This is a genomic window from Crocosphaera sp. UHCC 0190, from assembly GCF_034932065.1.
Lineage (GTDB): Bacteria > Cyanobacteriota > Cyanobacteriia > Cyanobacteriales > Microcystaceae > UHCC-0190.
Genome location: NZ_JAYGHP010000015.1, coordinates 56,618 through 74,436, shown reverse-complemented (window position 1 = coordinate 74,436; position 17,819 = coordinate 56,618). Strand labels below are relative to the sequence as shown.

The following is a 17,819-nucleotide window of genomic DNA, read 5'->3' as shown; positions in this document are numbered from 1 at the left end:
TCAACCTTGACTAATTTCTCTCATTTGGCGCAATAATTGCTCTTCGGTTTTAGCGGGTTCTAAACAGGATAATCCTTGACAGACTAAACCAATAACATCATGAGGTAATTTCTGATCTAACCGATAAGCTGTTGTCGGAAAATATTGAGGGATGACTTTTGCTAATGTTTCCTGATTTGTTCTGACTAAACTGCCAAAATAATACCAATCTAAGGCAGTAAATAAACTAGGACAAGCACGGGGAGATTGGCTTAAAATATGACCGAAGGCCTGTAATCCTTGTTCAGCTTTATGGAGATAATCTAAATTGTCAGTCAAGCGGGCCAAACGAACTAAATTCCCTAAAGCAATACCATTTGCTGATGGGGTTGCATTATCAATATAATTCCTTTCACGCACTAATAAATCCCCACTATTATCCGCCGCATTACTATAATAACCTCCCATTTCTAGACTCCAGAATAATTCATCAAATTCCTGTTGTACTTCCATCGCTTTTTCTAACCATTGGGTTTCTTGAGGAATTGCTGATTGTAAATCTAACAATGCTTTAATCAAAAAAGCATAGTCTTCTGACTGGGCCAATACTGAGACTTTTCCCTCATAATTAAGCCGATATAGTCGCCCATTTATCCACTGTTGTTGAACAATAAATTCAGCCGCATTGCTCGCTAATTCCCAATATAAAGGTTCTTGAAAAACCCCATAGGCCCTGGCCAAACCAGAAATCATTAAACTATTCCAAGCAACAATCATTTTAGTATCTGTTACCGGAGGAATACGTCCTGGCCAATTATTTGTTTTTGCACCTTGATTATTGATCGCAGGTTCAAAGGTTTCTAAGCTGTCTCTAGAACTCCCATATCGTTTGATAAATAACTTATCTAAAATATTTTCTATACTATCTGAAAGCTGTCCCCCTTGACGACGTTGTAAAACATTTTTGCCTTCAAAATTCCCCTCAATAGAAAGGGTAAATACTTCCGTTAATTCCGTTAATTCTGCGGGGGTTAATTCCTGTGCAAGTTGTTGATATTCCCACACATAAAATGCCCCTTCTTCTGGTTCTTTTTCCTCAGAAGACGTAAAATTATCCGCATCTTGGGCCGCATAAAAATAACCTTGAGGGGCCGTCATTTCCCGTTTTAACCATTCTACCGTACGGATGATCCCCCGTTCAAAGGCCGGTTCCTCTTGACCCAAACTCCACAAATTTGCCAAATATTCGACAATTTGCCCATTATCATAGAGCATTTTTTCAAAGTGAGGCACTGTCCAGGTGGAATCTACAGTATAACGATGAAATCCCCCCCCCAGATGGTCAAAAATGCCCCCTAAAGCCAAATCTTGCCCCCGTTGACTGCTTAATTCAATGCGTTGCTCTTGATCCCCAAAAGGTAAACAGGTTCCTTGTAAGACCAAATTACTATAAGGAATCATCGGAAAACAAGGACGGCCAAAATCATCCGAACTGACCTGAATTACTTGACTATTGATTTCAATGCCATGATAAAGCAGTTGAGGATCATTTAATTCTGTATTACTAATAGGAACAATAACAGATTGTTGTAAACTTCTGAGAATTTCTGTTTTAAACCCCTTAAGTTTTTCTTTTTCAGTATCATAAAAACGGCGAATTGATTGTAAAACTTGTAAAAAACCAGGCCGGCCATAACGGGGTTCTATGGGGAAATAAGTTCCCCCATAAAATGGCACTAAATCTCCTGGAGTCAGGAAAACATTGAGGGGCCAACCTCCCTGTATCCCCATCATTTGTACCGAACTCATATAGATACTGTCAATATCCGGTCGTTCTTCCCTGTCAACTTTAATGGGGAGAAAATTGTCATTGAGGTAAGTAGCGATCGCCAAATCTGAAAAAGCTTCCCCTTCCATCACCGTACACCAGTGACAGCTAGAATAACCAATAGAGAGAAAAATGGGCTTATTTTGGGCTTTCGCGGTTTCTAAAGCTTCTTTGTCCCAATACCACCAATCAATGGGGTTATCAGCGTGTTTCCGTAGGTAGAGACTTTGGGTATTGGCCAGACGATTCGGCATAATATAAGGTTTTATCGGGTAAATTTAACAGTTTTCTGACTTTATTAGAAGGCTGATAACAAAATATTGTGATAAGGAGGAATAGAGGAGTTCTGACAGTTTAGCAAACTTAGCAGATCCTTATCAAACTAATCCCTAATTGAGCAAATTTTTTTGACTTAAACCAGTATAATTTGGGATTGAATCAGCAAGTCATGGGGTAAATGATGGAATTTCAAAGAGAATTTTTTCCCAGCGTCCGCAAAACGATCATGCCACGGCCCTATTTTGTCCAGGAAACAGACATTCTTGGGCAAAGTGGCACTGCTTGGGCAGTAGATGCCTCGGTTTATGGAGACAACTACTATATTAATCGAGAACAGGGTTTAGTGGAAATCTATGAAGGGGGGCCAGCCCTCAGTTTTTATCATCTCATTCCTCGCAAAAATAAATACGAAAAAGAAGGGCTTTATCTGCGGTTAAAATTAGCTTATCGAACCTCAGAAAACGCTAACGTCAATATTCGTACTTTTTCAGGCAATCATGTTACTTTACTCAATAGTTTTTATGGGGATATGTATGATGATCCCAATACTTATTGGTGGGTAACAGATGATTTAACTATTAATATTAACTCAATTTTTTCTGGAGAAAAATTCTGGATTCAACGAGTTGATTGGGAATGGATGAGTAAAGAAGTCATTTATGAAGATGAAGTTCAAGACCAAAATACCCTGTTAAATCGTTCTTTTGAGGAGATAGAAAAGTTATATGCTGCTAAAGCTATTACTAATGATTCTGTGAAAAACTTCTTAATGGAAAATATCAAAAAAGATGATAACTTTGCCAAACGTTGTCTATTGCTGTTACGTCAAGATCAATTAATGGGTGAAGATCTCAGTAAACTGTTTGAAGATAGCGGCATAGAGTTATAAATTACTCCCTGTAGAGGCACTTCATGAATTGCCTCTACCCTCACGGTTTAATGTGATCCTATCCTGCTCTTTAGCCGTTCTTTACGCCCCCCTGATATAGTGAAGGGGAAACAGCGATCGCTTAGGGAGCAATAATCAATGGCTCGACATTTTTCCGTCGATAGCACCGATATTATGTATCGGGCTGATAAGTTGATGAGTGTTGCCTCAAATCGCTATCGAATTGTGGTACAAGTCTCAAAAAGAGCTAAACGCTGTCGTTATGAAGACAGAGATCAGATGGATACTCCTATGATGAAACCCGTTATCCGTGCCATTTTAGAGATGTCTGACGAATTTACAGAACCCGAAATTTTAGGAGATGAGCTTAATTAATCAAGGTTTTAACTGCTAAATCATGCCGCTTTTTGGGTTACTATAAATAACGGAGAGTGAGGCATCATTCCCCGAAATGCCTACTAAGCAGTAACCCCAAGCTGCCGCGAAAGTTTAATTCAGTGGGCAACTTATCACTGCAAGCGTCAACGGATGGTTTCATGACTGACCAACAAGCTGCTACACTCAATAATACAAACGATCAGCTTTCCTCATTGACGAATCAATGGGTTAATGGGTCAGAAAAAGACCGACTTTCTCTAATTCCCCAATTAATCGCTTTGGGCGAATTAGGTTTAGATTTTTTAATCACATTTTTGCAATCTTCCGAGTTAAGCCGTGTCAATGTAGTTCGCGGGAAGGTTTATCAGACTCTTTATCAAGTTAAATCCCCTAAAACGCAAGAATTTATCCAAAACTATGGTTTAGCAGGGGTTATTCCCTTAAAATCAGAGCGAAATATTGATTATCAACCCCTCAATCAGTTATTAATAGAACAAGATTTTCAAGAGGCAGATACCTTAACCAGATATCTCCTTTGTGAGTTGGCGGGAGAAGGGGCTGTCCAACGTAAATGGGTTTATTTTACAGAAGTTGAGCAGTTTCCGGTTACGGACTTATATACTCTCAATTCTTTGTGGTGGGTTTATTCAGAAGGCAAATTTGGCTTTTCTGTGCAACGAAAATTATGGTTATCTGTGGGGAAAGATTTTACTAAATTGTGGCCAAAAATCGGCTGGAAAAAAGAAAATAACTGGACTCAATTCCCGAATCAATTTACCTGGAATTTAAGTGCGCCTGTGGGTCATTTGCCTCTCTTAAATCAATTGCGGGGGGTTAGAGTTACAGCCTCTTTATTTGCTCATCCGGTTTGGACTGAAAATAACTGGGAATAACCTAACAAAAATTTTGCTAGGGGCGAACGTCAACCCTACTGATTTAACCATTGGTTTTAGGGGTTTGGGAATTATGTTGAAAATCAGGCTCTTTTTGTAAATTAGAGGGAGAAATTGCTTGAGTCAGAAGATAATTGAGAATAGTTCGTACAGCAATAATAACAATCAGTCGGGCAATATCATCCCAATGACTAGAGATCATTGTTTTTAAGATACTGGCACCTACTAAAAAACTTAACCCCAAAGAAAAAGAATAACCCATCGCTAAACGACTGCGTTGAAAAGCTTCCGTTGTTTGGGGTTTAAAAAGAAAATCTTTGAGGACAATAATTAATGCCCTGATTACACCAGAAAAGATGACAAATATTGCTAATAGTTGACAAAAACTGGTTAAAATTTCATTGCCAACTCTGACCAATAAAGCAAGATCTGAACTTATTGATTGAATCATCATCTCTCTATGTTTAGGGGAATAATAATAATTAAAATTGTAGGGGTCAACGGCCGTTGACCCCTACCTTTGTCTTTCACCTAGCAGTATTTCTTCTCAGAATTACGCCTTACTGTCTCGCATTAACTTAACAAACTTCTCAAATAAATAATCAGCATCATGAGGGCCAGGACTCGCTTCAGGATGGTATTGAACAGAGAAGAAAGGTAAGGTTTTATGGGATAAACCAGCCACTGTGCGGTCATTCAAATTGAGATGAGTAATTTCCACATCAGCCTCTAAAGACTTTTCTGTGACCGCAAAGCCATGATTTTGACTGGTAATTTCTACCTGTTGTAGTAACCCACAGGGTTGATTTAAACCACGATGACCAAACTTTAACTTAAAGGTTTCAGCCCCTAAAGATAGCCCTAAAATTTGGTGTCCCATACAGATGCCAAAAGTTGGTTTTCCTTCTTTAATTAAGGCTTTAGCTGTGCTAATTCCTTCCGTAACTGCCGCCGGATCACCAGGGCCATTCGATAAGAAAATTCCATCAGGATTATACTTTAAAATATCTTCAGGCGGCGTATTAGCAGGGACGACAATTACCCGACAACCATAACTCGCTAACCGCCGTAAAATATTGCGTTTAATACCAAAATCAACCGCTACCACCGTCAAAGGAACTTCCGTAGAATCAAGATTTTTTGGATTAAATTCCCAATGAGAATCGGTGGGCGTTGACCACTCATAAATCTCTTTTGTGGTAACTTCCTTAACTAAATTTAATCCAGCCATAGAAGGGGCTAATTGAACTTGACGCAACAACTCACCGGGGTCTAATATCTCAGTGGAAATAATCCCATTCATTGCCCCAGATGAGCGAATTTTGCGGGTTAAGGCCCTCGTATCTAACCCATAAATTCCCACAATATTATGGCGTACTAAATAATCAGGCAAAGATTCCGTAGACCGCCAATTACTCGGCCGATAAGTGATATTGCGGGCAATGACTCCTTTTACCTGGGGGCCGGCTGACTCCTCATCATCAGGGTTAACTCCCGTATTGCCCAATTCAGGATAGGTAAATGTTACCATTTGACCACAATAACTTGGATCAGTTAAAACTTCCTGATATCCTGTCATTCCCGTATTAAATACTACTTCTCCTACGGTCGTTCCTTTTGCTCCAAAGGATAAACCCTCAAAAGATGTCCCGTCAGCTAACACTAATAAAGCGGGTGTTGCCTTTGCCATTACCATAATCGTTAAGTTTTTGATACTGAAAAGAGATGAAACCGGACAGGGAACGATAGACTAGATCAGGCAACTAAATAAATCCCGATGCTCTAGTCATCTGTTGAGACAGATCAAACCCTAGGTTACTGGGGATTATCTTATCAGATGGTTCTAGGGGTGTTAAGGTAGAGTCGAACTGCCAAAAAGGTAGGTATAATCATGAGTCCCAAGAAATTAACCGACGACGACAAGCAAGAAATTCTTAAGCTTTATCGTCAAACGCCAGAAACTACCTCTACCTTAGCTGACCGTTATGGGGTCAGTAGTTCTACCATTAGCCGCTTTCTGAAAAATACTCTCTCGGATATGGAGTATGAGGATTTAATTCAGAAAAAACGGTTAGCTCGTACCCATAAACCAGAACCAGTACCAGAATTAGAATTAGAACTAGACCTAAAACCGGAACCAGTAACAGTACCAGAAGAAATCCCTCAACTGCCAGAAAAAGCAATAGAAGTCAAGGAAGTCAAAGCTGCTCCTGTTATCATTAAGAAAGAGTCTCCAGCAGCTATCCCAGAAACCCCCCCCATTACCTCCCAGAAACCCTCTCTTACCATCGAGAAACCTGCTTTGAGGTTTCCCGTCGAAGAGGATGATGATGATGATGGAGAAGACTTAGAAGAAATGGATGTTGTCGCCCTCGGAGAAATGTTAGGGGAAGACATTGATGATGAAGATGATGAAGATGATGACTGGGATGAGGATGATGAGGATGACGATGAGTCTGACTATAATCAATCCTTGTCTAGCCATGGAGATGTTCAAGTCTTACCCCTATCAGCAGCGACTTTTCCGAGAACTTGCTATTTAGTGATTGATCGCACGGCGGAATTAATTGTGCGGCCTTTGAAAGAATTTGCTCATTTGGGCCAAATTCCTACGGATGAACTGCAACAAAAAACCTTGCCCGTGTTTGATAATCATCGGGTTGCTCGTCGGTTTTCTAACCGTTCTCAGCGTGTGATTAAGGTGCCTGATGGCCGTTTATTGTATAAAACTTGTTCTTATTTGCAAGCTAAAGGAATTACCCGTCTTCTGATGGATGGTCAGATTTACTCCTTAGCTAACCACTCAGAAAATTAGCTGTCAGGATTTAATGATGATACTTTTGATGAATATTTTCTAAGATTAAAGCCATTAAAAAAAATGAGACTTCCGTAATTTCTAGGAAATAAAATAGAGATTTTTTAAGAATCAGACTTTGATCCCGAAGATCTGATAAAATTTTTGATGAAATAATCTAACTAAATTTAAATAACAAATAAGTTTTTTAAACAGAAATCGGTTAATGATACCAGAATGATTGGCTTGTGGGTAAAATGATAATAATCAAAAGATCGTGCTTATCTCAAGCAACCTTTAGCGGCAAGTCTTCAGCCCTAACATCTAGACAGAATTTTGTCTAGATTGGCTTAAATATAATCTGGTTTACCGCGATTAGTTCAGCCACTATTTTTGGGAGTATCCAACCCTAATATGAATATTAGCAATCTACTCCGACTCTATGAAAAAGGCATTCGAGATTTCCCTCAAATTGATCTTAGAGGGGTCGATTTGTCAAGGGTAATGCTGATCTCCGTAGATTTAACCGCAGCCAACTTAATGGGAATTAATCTCAGTCGCGGGTTTTTAACCAAATCTAATTTAAGCCATGCTAGTTTAAACTGGGCTGATTTAACCTACGCAAAAATGAGTCAAGCACAACTGATTGAAACCGATCTCACCAAAGCCAATTTGAGTGGGGCATTTATGGTTAAATCATCCTTAGTAAGAGCCAAATTAAGTGGGGCAGATTTATCCCATACCAATCTCCGATCTGCTGATTTATCCTATGCCAATTGTTGTGGGGCAAATCTTCAGCGCATTAACCTCCGAGAAGCCAATTTAAAAGGGGTTAATTTTAATTGGGCTAATCTTAAGGAAGCTCGTTTAAGCTCAGCAAATTTACAAGAAGTTTCCTTTTTTGGGGCAGATTTAAGTCGTAGTTTTCTCAAAGATGTAGATTTAAGTCATGCTGATTTAGAATGGGTAAATTTAAGTGAAGCACGATTAGGAAATAGTAATTTAGAGAAGGCAAATTTAAAAGGGGCCAATCTTCAAGGGGCCCGGTTACGTTATGCTAATTTGCGAAATGCTAATCTATCGGGCGCAAATTTAGCTGATGCGAATTTAGAAGGGGCAGATTTGACGGGGGCAATCTTAGAAAAAGCTAATTTACAGAATACAAATTTTAGTCAAACCAATGGAATGACAACTTATTTAGAAACCAAGGCAGAAAAATCCCCTTTAGTTACCTCAAGTATTGAAAATTCCCAGGATTATGAGACTTCTTTTTCATTGTTCCAGCCAGGATTTGCCCTTTAAAATTATAAACTTTTCATAAGATCTTCAGTCATTTTTAGGTGATCATAGCTGGGAGATGACCTAATTTGTTATGATGAGAGGAGGGAATTCAACTAGGGTAAATTTTAAATATTTCCTTTGTGATAATTATTTAAAAGATTGCCTGTGGATAGAAAATTATGACAACGCAGCATCAATGTCCACTCTGTGCGTCCCCCCTATGGCCTCATGTTCGGGGAGGACAAATGGGGTGGTTTTGCCGCCACTGTGAACAAGAAGTTCCCTATAGTGTTGATAATAATGAAATAGAAACGGTAACAGCCGGGCAGGGACATCATCCCCATTACCCGCAAAAGGGATGGGTTAACCAAACGATGACAGGTAATTCCGAGCAAGGAGTTTTTAACTCACCGATACAAAATCCTTTCACTTTACGGGATTTGCTTCATACTGCTGTAACAGGAATTTCTCAATTTCTGCAAACAGATCGGGTCATCATTGCCCAACGGATGGACTCAGGAGGGATGACAGTGGTTGAAGAATGGCGAAAAAGACCTTGGAAAACCCTACAACACGCCAAACTTGGACAATTTCTGACCTTTGCCGATCTTCACACTTGGGAACAGGGAAATATAGAAGTGGTGGGGAATGTTCATCAAAACAGCCCTAAGCCAGCGAGTATGATGACTTTTGATAGCTTGTTTGAGGTCAAAGCTAAGGTAATTGTTCCCATTCTCCAAAATCGAGCCACCTTGACCCCTTTTGACCCTACTTACCCCAAACCAAACCGACGTTATCCTAGCACAGCCCAAAGCTTATGGGGGCTGCTGATCGTTCATCAATGTTCTGATTTCCGTCAGTGGACAGAGTCAGAAATTGGTTTATTATCTTTATTAGCAACTCAGATTGCCATTTCGATTCAACAGGATAGCTTTTATCAGCACCTCAATACTATTAATCAGAAATTAGAAACCATTGCTTTCCAAGACAAATTAACTCAAGTTGCCAATCGTCATTATTTTGAACAATATTTTGACGAAGAATGGCGACGCATGGCCAGGGAAAAAAAACCTTTGTCTTTGATTTTATGTGATGTGGACTTTTTTAAGCCCTATAACGATACTTATGGTCATCCAGAAGGCGATAGCTGTTTACAAGAAATTGCTAATGTCCTGAAATATACCTTACACCGTCCAGGGGATTTAGTTGCTCGTTATGGGGGTGAAGAATTTGTGGTCCTTTTACCCAATACCGAAGCATCTGGTGCGGTTCATCTGGCGGAGCAAATTCGGACCGCTGTCAAAGGATTAAAAATTCCGGCTGCTTCTCTTAATGTGAGTGATTATGTGACCTTAAGTTTGGGGGTAAGCTGTGTCATTCCTCGGCTAGAAATGTCTACTAAACTGTTATTAAATCAAGCAGATCAAGCTTTGTACAAAGCCAAAGATCAAGGACGTGATCGCATTGTTTTATATCATCCCAAAGAGACATTTTGGACTACCTCATCCGACTTTATGCAGCCTGTGGTAAAGCTTGCCGAAAAAAATGAGCCTTCTAGTCCGACAGATTTATTGAAAAGCTATGTCGCTTATTTTGTGAGTCGTGGCATCAAAATTAATAGTCCCACGGAAGGAATTTTGCCTTTTGATGGGTTAGTTTATCAATACGAGGGCTATCATCAAGACTTTTTAAATGTCTGGCATAAATTTGAGCAGCGATCTGATTATCAACAACTTTCTTTACAAGGAGATACCTACGCTTTTGGGAATTTTTTAACAGGAAACTATCAAGTTAATGAATGCGCTCGTTGTAATTTACCTCTAGTTACCACGACCGGGAATATTTATGATCTACCAAGTTGTACATTATGCTTAGAAAAGCCTAGTTCAGATCAGATTAACAAGATAGATTATCGGGATAATTCTTCTGCACTTTTAAAGGTTTTAGTAATTACAAAAGATAGTCAAAACCGGCAAAGGTTAAAGTTATGGTTGAATAAGAATCAAATAGATGTCCAGTTTCTTCATGAACCAAAATCTATTTCTTCCCTGATGCTTTCTGAGTCAATAACTGCTGTAATTATTGATAGTGATATTGATGAAAATACAGCTAAAAATTGGGCTAAATATCTTCATCAACAGCCCAAATTAGAAGGGGTTCCGATTATTGCTTTGAGCGATCAAGTAGGTGAAGGAATACCTTGGGTAAGTCGTAAGCTACAAGTAGAAGATTATCTGTTAACGCCTTTAAATGGGCATAATTTAGCTGATTATTTACGTTATTTATCTCAGGTGCGTCCTTCCTGCAAGTCAACGGAGATTTATTGGTTTCCCCGTTAGTTGCAAAAATCTTGCCTAAATTGATTAACTTGTGTTATGATTATAAGCCGGACACAAGCGGACGTGGCGGAATTGGTAGACGCGCTAGATTTAGGTTCTAGTGTCTTTGGCGTGAGAGTTCGAGTCTCTCCGTCCGCATTAATTAATTGACTGATACCACAAAACTGCAATTTTGTCAAGCTTCGATTATGGAACATCCTAGTCATCAATTCGGTCAATAATGAAGCAATAGCGACTCAGCGCGGATTGAGAATAAAAATATAGACGATTTTTATGCCGCAACTTAAACAAATTGGAATTAATTTACTGGTTGGATTAGGTGGGATTATCTTTGCCTTAGTAATTGGGGAAATTGGGTTAAGAATTGTCGGTATTTCTTATCCAAGTTTTTATCAAGCGGATGCAAATCGAGGCCATGCTTTAATCCCAGGAATATCAGGATGGTGGACTCATGAAGGAAAAGGATGGGTTTCAGTTAATAAACAGGGATTACGAGACAAAGATTATACTTTAGAAAAACCACAAAATACGTTTAGAATTGCTGTTTTAGGAGATTCTTTTGCGGAAGCAATTCAAGTTAATGCTGACAAAACTTTTTGGTCATTGATTGAAAATAAATTGCCTCAATGTCAAGCATTTAAGGGACAAAAAATTGAGGTAATTAATTTTGGAGTGGGTGACTATGGTACTGCACAAGAATTAATGACACTGAAAAATAATGTAGTGAAATATTCCCCTGATTTAGTTATTTTAGCTGTGTTTACGGGTAATGATATTATTAATAATTCAAAAGTTTTAAGTCCACCGGATCGCTTTAGTCCCTTTTTAGTTAAACAAGACGGAAAATATGTTCTTGATACATCTTTTAAGGAGACAGAAACCTATCAATGGCGTAATAGTTGGCCGAGAAGATTAATTTTTTCCATTGTTAATCATTCTCGAATTCTTCAGGTAATTAATGAAGCAAGAGTTGCCATGAAAAATCAGCGTAGTATCTTAGGAAATGAGGGAAAACCTGAGAATAAAGATGTTGTGAACTATCTTGATTTTACCCCTGAACTTTATGGTAATTCTAATAAAGATTGGCAAGATGCTTGGGACATTACTGAAAAACTAATTACTTTAATTCGAGATGAAACAAAAGTCCTCAATTCTGATTTTTTAGTAGTAACATTAAGTAACCCGGCTCAAGTTTATCCTGATCTTTCTTTGCGAGAAAACTATTTTAATCAAGAAAAGATTACTAATGAATTTTATCCTGATGAACGCATTGCTAACTTGGGTAAAAAAGAACAATTTGAAGTGTTAACATTAGCCCCATTATTACAAGCTTATGCTGATCAAAATAAACAGTTTTTACATGGATTTGATAATACAGTAATGGGTAGTGGACATTGGAACGAATTAGGACATCAATTAGCAGGTGAATTGATTGCTGATAAGGTTTGTTCTCAACAATAAATAACGCGATAAAATTGAGAATAATAAATCAAGTTAGTAGTTGGTAATTTAGCCCTATAATTGTATAATAATAATCCATTCTTCTTGAACTTCTGCAATAAGATTACCAGGAAGAGAAGAAGTCCGAGATCGCCTGGGTGCATCAATCAAATTAACCATAGCTTCTATTTGCTCAAAATTTGGTTGTTGAGTGCCAAGTTGTTGCAAAAATTGGCGCATTATTCGCCGTTGCAAAGCTAAGGGAACTGTGCGTAAAATTAGATGATTTAATTGAGTTTTGTTAGGGGAAATTACCTGAAGTAAAATATTCTTTGCTTCCGTTTCTAAATAATCAGATTCTGCTTTTAATATTTCGGCAGTTTGAGATAAATTATTTTCAATATTAGGATTAAAATTTTCTTTTAAATAAGGTAATAATTGCTGACGAATACGGTTACGAGCATAGTCAATATTAGCATTAACAGCATCTTCCCAAATTGGGATCTGAAACTGTTGACAAAAGGCCAAAGTTTCAGCACGGGAAACATTTAATAAAGGACGAACTAAATTGATTTTATCAGTTAAAGGACGTTTCCAAGTTAAGGCACCAAGTCCCGTCGTTCCCGAACCTCTTATTAAATTATAGAGTAAAGTCTCAGCGCGATCGCTTAATGTATGTCCTGTAACAATTTCTGTAAACTCATTTTCTTGAGCAATTTCTATTAATGCTTGATATCGCCATTCTCTTGCTGCTGCTTCCGTTTCTTTCATGGTTGAGGCAATTTTCAAATAAAAAGATATCCCCCAATTTTGAGCTAATTCTTCTACATGATCAGCAATTCCAATATCAGAGGCCCACCCATGATCACAGTGAGCAATTGCTATTTTCCAAGACCATTTTGATTGTAAATCATTCAAAAGTTTAAGTAAACAAAGAGAATCTTGTCCTCCTGAAACCGCAATTAAGAGATGATTATTTTTAGGTAATAAATCCCTGTCTTTTAGGGTTTGATGAAGTCTAGCATGAAGTGGTGTCCACATTTTACGCTTAGTTAATATTAAATAGACTATAATAACATGATTTAACGAGGTACTTTTAGCAAAGCATCAGCAATCACTTGAGCATCTGCACTAGATAAACAAGCATTTTCACTAATATGACGTTTCCATGCTTTTGTCCCTGGAACACCTGCAAAAATAGCTAATAAATGACGACTAATACTATGAAGTTTGACCCCACGACTCACCCAATAATCAATATAAGGGAACATCCTTTCTATAACCTCATGACGAGTCGGAGGTATGACATTTTGCTGATAAATATCTCGATCTACTGTAGCAAATAAATAAGGGTTATCATAAGCTGCTCTACCAATCATAACCCCATCTACAAACTGTAAATGATCTCTCACTTGTTCAAGATTAATAATACCCCCATTTATCTCAATAAAAAGCTGAGTAAACTCCTCTTTAAGACGATAAACATCCTCATATCTTAAGGGAGGAATATTGCGATTTTCTTTAGGACTTAAACCCTTTAACCAAGCTTTTCTTGCGTGTACCGTAAACCGTTGACATCCTGCTTCGGAAACAACCCGAACAAAATGAGCCATATCTTCATAATTATCCTGCTCATCAATGCCAATTCTATGCTTAATTGTAACGGGAATATTAACTGCTTGCTGCATTTTTTCAACTGCTTCGGCCACTAATTCAGGGTTGGCCATTAAACAGGCCCCAAAATTACCACTTTGTACGCGATCGCTAGGACAACCTACATTCAAATTAACTTCGTCATAACCCCAATCTTCTGCAATAACTGCACATTCTGCTAACTCTTGAGGGTTATCTCCTCCTAACTGCAAAGATAAAGGTTTTTCTTCAGGAGAAAAGTTCAAAAGTTTTGCTTTATCACCATGTTTTATTGCTGCGGTGACAATCATTTCCGTGTATAGTAGAGTATGATGGGTAATTTGACGCATAAAATAGCGAAAATGGCGATCAGTGTAGTCCATCATCGGTGCTACACTCAAAGGGTTAATCTGGCAATTTTGATTGTTGTTCATAAATTCAATTTTATAATTGATCAGGATCAACCCCTAAACTTCTCAGTTTTTCTTCTAATTTTTTAGTTCTTTCTTGTGCTTGTAACGCCCTTTCTTCTGGGGTTAAATAGCGTTTTCCATCTTGATCATACCAATATAACCATTCTCTTTTAATACCTTGATAGGTTCCAATTTCTTTACCTATTCCTAAATTTAATTCTGATAACCAAATTATCTCCCCTGGTAATAATTCATAATTACCATTATTTAATTGATACACTTCTAATCTGGGTTTTCTCTTACGCAATGGATTATAAATTACATAATATAAAATTCCCATCTCGGCATAAAAATCTTTTTTTTCTGTATATTCTTTACGTCTTGTTTGGGAAACAACTTCTAAAGCTAAAATAGGAACTTTCTGTTCTTCCCATAAGACATAAGATAAGCGTAAATCTTCATCAATAATGCGGGGAACACCAATACTTAAAAACCCATCAGGGACAATGGCAGGTTCATTCGGATCATAATAGATTCCCATATCAACCCCAAAATACCAATCTTGTCTTTCTGACCAAATTAAGGCAAGAATAGTTTGAAGAATATGAGGAATTAAGTCTTGTAATTGATTATCCACAGGAGTATCATCAGAATCGGGTAAATCTTCAGCAGAAGGAAGACAATGGCGAGGATTATAGTTTAATAGCATCTTATTATTTAATTAACTCAGAAAGATTGAAATTAGTCAGAGAGTGTTGGGGTTTTAGGACTTTATTAACTTAATTATAGACACAACAATAGATTAAGCGATCGCTGTTTTAAGGGGAGAGGAAAACTCAAAAATCTCAACCCTGAGACAAAATATAGATGCCAAAGTTACCTATAATGGAATAAAGCCGGATTTTGAACAATCATCCATCAAACCTTTGAAGGTTAAGGCCCATTATGACTACCATCGATCAAATTCCACCTGCGGCCAAAGCTGAGGTGATGATCTATCAACCTTACTATCACAAAGATAAACATAAAATTCTTCCCTATGCTATCTCTTTGTACTCCCAAGGTCATCTCGAAGGACAACGACGCATTGAAGGAGGCCAAGGTATCCCTTTTGTTGCTTCCTGGTATGTGTCTAAGCTACCCTCTGAATTAACCCGTTGTCGAATGCAGTTTGATGGACAAGCAGAATTAAGCTATGAAATCACCATTCTCAATGCAGAATTCATCGACCATCTGATTGAAGTCCTGAAAACTTTTCAAGCAGCCAACTCAGTAGATTTCCCTCAAGGATTCTATCGCAAGTTGCTACACTGTGAAGAATCAGCCTCGTGACCCATTAAACGATAAGGAGTAACAGGGTGGCACAGTCAGCCAAATATTTATTAGTCGGGTCAATAGAAGCCTATAGTGGTAAATCAGGAACCATCCTAGGACTGGCCCATCAATTTCAAGCAAAAGGATTATCCTTTGCTTATAGTAAACCCCTCGGTACTTATTCGGAGGATAGCCAAACCGAAGCCGATGTACAGTTTATCTCTGAGGCTTTAAGTTTACCAGAGGAGCGAGTGCGATCGCCTCTTATCTCCCTAGAAGACAAAACCGTTGAAAAACGCCTGACGGGAGAAGATACAACAAATTATAGCCAATTATTACAGCAACAATTATCCGATCTTGCGGTTGATGTGGCGATTTTAGAAGGGGCAGGGACACTCTGGGAAGGCAGTTTATTTGGCCTATCCCTTGGGGATATGGCCCAAACCCTAGACGCGGCCATTTTGCTGGTGGCCCGCTATAATTCTCCCTTAGTCGTTGATAGTATCTTAAAAGCCAAGGCAGAATTAGGCTCTCATCTGATCGGGGTGTTAATTAATGATATTCCCACTGAAGCCCTAGAAGCCACTCGCACTTTGGTCAAACCCTATCTAGAGAGTCGGGGAATTACGGTTTTAGGGTTGTTGCCGTCGAGTCGTTTACTGCGGAGTGTCAGCGTCAGAGAAATTGCTCACCAATTAAACGCCCAGGTTTTATGCCGTAGCGATCGCCTAGACTTAATGGTAGAAAGTCTCACCATTGGGGCCATGAATGTTAATTCCGCCTTAGAATATTTCCGTCAAGGACAAAATAAGGCAGTTGTCACGGGAGGCGATCGCACAGATTTACAACTGGCTGCCCTAGAAACCTCTACCAGTTGTCTGATTCTGACGGGACACATGGCACCTCAACCATTAATCATCAGTCGGGCCGAAGATTTAGAAGTTCCCATTCTTTCAGTGGATCTTGATACCTTAGGCACTGTTGAAATTGTTGATCAAGCCTTTGGGAAAGTGCGACTGCAAGAAAAAATTAAGGTTAGCTGTATTCAGGAATTAATGGGAGATGCTTTTGAAATCTCTCAATTAATGGACAAATTAGGACTTTAGCCTTATGGGAGAAATATCCTAAATTATAAGGAAAATCAGTAATTTTCCGTCTTTTTGTGGCCAGTCCCCCCAGAGAAATCAGGCTAATATTGTAAAGTAGTAGTCTGAATACTCTTTTTTGACCAAACTAACCATGAAAAAATTACCCTTAGTCCTACTGATGAGTTATCTAGCTCTGACATTAGGCGGGTGTGGCTTGTTCCAAAAATCTGAGGAACCCTCAGAAGAGCCTCCTGTCGCTGAATCTCCTGATGATGGGTCTAAAAAAGCGGGAAAAACCCCTGAAAAAACCGACGAAACCGCAGTTACTCCCCCAGCACCTCCTACAAATAACTTAATTCCCTCTACTGATCCCAGTACCCGCCGCAACGAAATCAAAAAACCACAAAATAAAAATAACCCCTTTGCTTTTCTACCCTTGGCACCAGTGGTTAAAGGGAAAACCGATACTAGCGGTGTAACTAATACTAAGCCTGGGTCAAGTGGTGGCGGAGCGACTAATGCTGCTGCTGGGTCAAGTCGTGGCGGGGTAACTAATGCGGTGGCTGTTGAAAGTCGCTGTCAAGCTTCATCTTCCGTTGTATCTTCCGTTCCGCCTTCCATTCCAGAACCGAGCTTACCCATTCCCAATGAAGCGAGAGGGGTATTTGTCTCAGGTGTCGTTAAGTTTAATGGAAAATCAGTGGCTATTGTTAAAGTCCCCAATGAAAATGTGGCCCGTCAGGTAACAGAAGGGGCCGCCCTCTCCAATGGACAAGTACGGGTTAAATCTATTAATGGCAATAGTCTCCAACCTTATATTGTCTTGGAGCAGTATGGGTTAAATGTATCCCGTGCTGTGGGAGAACCAGCAGAAGAGCCAGTCCAACCCCCTACCCCTAAGGCTCCGCCTATTGCCCCCCCAGAACCGAGTGGCTATGGCACAGTCAATAATATTGTTTTACAAGAAGTCGAGATTAAAGATGAAAATTCAGCTAATCCACTCGTTAACGGAACACTCTGTAATTCAGGAGAAAAAACTTTGCAAGTTTCGACTCTGACTTTGCAAATTTCAGAGAAAGGAACCAAAAAAATTATTAGCAGTATGAGAGTTGAATTAGCAGCTACTTACACCATTGAACCTGGAATACAGGCTGAATTTGATGGTCGAATCGGCTCGAATGACAATTCACAGAAATCTGAAACCGGCCTTCGAGGTCGTCAAAAAGGTGATGTAACAATTACTTTAACAGATTGGTCTTAAAAACCAATAAT

16 protein-coding genes and 1 tRNA gene are annotated in these 17,819 nt (G+C 38.9%); 11 read left to right on the top strand and 6 right to left on the bottom strand.

Annotation, left to right across the window (positions count from 1 at the left end):
• A complete protein-coding gene (locus tag VB715_RS18190) occupies nt 1–2,061 on the bottom strand; it encodes a thioredoxin domain-containing protein (protein ID WP_323302641.1) in 2,061 nt (686 codons plus the stop codon).
• Nucleotides 2,062–2,312: 251 nt separating this feature from the next.
• Between VB715_RS18190 and VB715_RS18185 the strand changes: the two genes are divergently transcribed.
• From VB715_RS18185 to VB715_RS18175, 3 genes are all read left to right on the top strand, one after another.
• Nucleotides 2,313–2,975 (top strand): hypothetical protein, encoded by a 663-nt coding sequence (locus VB715_RS18185; RefSeq protein ID WP_323302640.1) that lies wholly within the window; start codon nt 2,313–2,315, stop codon nt 2,973–2,975.
• Nucleotides 2,976–3,113: 138 nt separating this feature from the next.
• A complete protein-coding gene (locus tag VB715_RS18180; protein WP_323302639.1) occupies nt 3,114–3,350 on the top strand; it encodes a DNA-directed RNA polymerase subunit omega in 237 nt (78 codons plus the stop codon).
• Between the two features lie 161 nt (nt 3,351–3,511).
• On the top strand, nt 3,512–4,246 hold the full coding sequence (locus VB715_RS18175) for a GUN4 N-terminal ARM-like repeat domain-containing protein (protein ID WP_323302638.1): 735 nt from the start codon (nt 3,512–3,514) through the stop codon (nt 4,244–4,246).
• 43 nt (nt 4,247–4,289) lie between these two features.
• Here the strand turns inward: VB715_RS18175 and VB715_RS18170 are convergent, their stop codons facing one another.
• The gene (locus VB715_RS18170) at nt 4,290–4,700 is read right to left on the bottom strand and encodes a DUF1622 domain-containing protein (RefSeq protein ID WP_323302637.1); all 411 of its coding nucleotides are present in this window, start codon (nt 4,698–4,700) and stop codon (nt 4,290–4,292) included.
• A 99-nt stretch (nt 4,701–4,799) separates the two neighbouring features.
• On the bottom strand, nt 4,800–5,942 hold the full coding sequence (gene carA / locus VB715_RS18165) for a glutamine-hydrolyzing carbamoyl-phosphate synthase small subunit (RefSeq protein ID WP_323302636.1): 1,143 nt from the start codon (nt 5,940–5,942) through the stop codon (nt 4,800–4,802).
• Between the two features lie 195 nt (nt 5,943–6,137).
• Between carA and VB715_RS18160 the strand changes: the two genes are divergently transcribed.
• From VB715_RS18160 to VB715_RS18140, 5 genes are all read left to right on the top strand, one after another.
• Complete coding sequence (locus VB715_RS18160; protein ID WP_323302635.1) at nt 6,138–7,061, top strand: transposase; 924 nt, start codon at nt 6,138–6,140, stop codon at nt 7,059–7,061.
• A gap of 393 nt (nt 7,062–7,454) precedes the next feature.
• A complete protein-coding gene (locus VB715_RS18155) occupies nt 7,455–8,342 on the top strand; it encodes a pentapeptide repeat-containing protein (protein WP_323302634.1) in 888 nt (295 codons plus the stop codon).
• Between the two features lie 158 nt (nt 8,343–8,500).
• Nucleotides 8,501–10,660: a diguanylate cyclase gene (locus VB715_RS18150; RefSeq protein ID WP_323302633.1), complete on the top strand. Its 2,160-nt coding sequence runs from the start codon at nt 8,501–8,503 to the stop codon at nt 10,658–10,660.
• 57 nt (nt 10,661–10,717) lie between these two features.
• Nucleotides 10,718–10,798: transfer RNA gene (locus tag VB715_RS18145), tRNA-Leu, on the top strand.
• Nucleotides 10,799–10,933: 135 nt separating this feature from the next.
• Nucleotides 10,934–12,121 carry an SGNH/GDSL hydrolase family protein gene (locus VB715_RS18140; protein ID WP_323302632.1) on the top strand — a complete coding sequence of 396 codons (1,188 nt, stop codon included), beginning with the start codon at nt 10,934–10,936 and terminating at the stop codon, nt 12,119–12,121.
• A gap of 54 nt (nt 12,122–12,175) precedes the next feature.
• Here the strand turns inward: VB715_RS18140 and tilS are convergent, their stop codons facing one another.
• Genes tilS through VB715_RS18125 form a run of 3 tightly spaced genes read right to left on the bottom strand, consistent with a single transcriptional unit; the run spans nt 12,176 to nt 14,854 of the window.
• Entirely contained in the window at nt 12,176–13,141 is a 966-nt protein-coding gene (gene tilS / locus VB715_RS18135; RefSeq protein WP_323302631.1) for a tRNA lysidine(34) synthetase TilS, read from the bottom strand.
• 41 nt (nt 13,142–13,182) lie between these two features.
• Nucleotides 13,183–14,166, bottom strand: a complete 984-nt coding sequence (gene dusA / locus VB715_RS18130) for a tRNA dihydrouridine(20/20a) synthase DusA (RefSeq protein WP_323302630.1) — start codon at nt 14,164–14,166, stop codon at nt 13,183–13,185.
• Nucleotides 14,167–14,176: 10 nt separating this feature from the next.
• A complete protein-coding gene (locus VB715_RS18125; RefSeq protein ID WP_323302629.1) occupies nt 14,177–14,854 on the bottom strand; it encodes a Uma2 family endonuclease in 678 nt (225 codons plus the stop codon).
• A 236-nt stretch (nt 14,855–15,090) separates the two neighbouring features.
• On the opposite strand from VB715_RS18125, the gene ebsA reads away from it, so the two are divergent.
• The 3 genes from ebsA (at nt 15,091) to VB715_RS18110 (ending at nt 17,808) form a co-directional block, all read left to right on the top strand.
• The gene (ebsA, locus tag VB715_RS18120; RefSeq protein ID WP_323302628.1) at nt 15,091–15,477 is read left to right on the top strand and encodes a type IV pilus biogenesis protein EbsA; all 387 of its coding nucleotides are present in this window, start codon (nt 15,091–15,093) and stop codon (nt 15,475–15,477) included.
• 26 nt (nt 15,478–15,503) lie between these two features.
• Entirely contained in the window at nt 15,504–16,565 is a 1,062-nt protein-coding gene (locus VB715_RS18115) for a phosphotransacetylase family protein (RefSeq protein ID WP_323302627.1), read from the top strand.
• Nucleotides 16,566–16,698: 133 nt separating this feature from the next.
• Nucleotides 16,699–17,808 (top strand): hypothetical protein, encoded by a 1,110-nt coding sequence (locus tag VB715_RS18110; RefSeq protein ID WP_323302626.1) that lies wholly within the window; start codon nt 16,699–16,701, stop codon nt 17,806–17,808.
• The last annotated feature ends 11 nt before the right edge of the window (nt 17,809–17,819 follow it).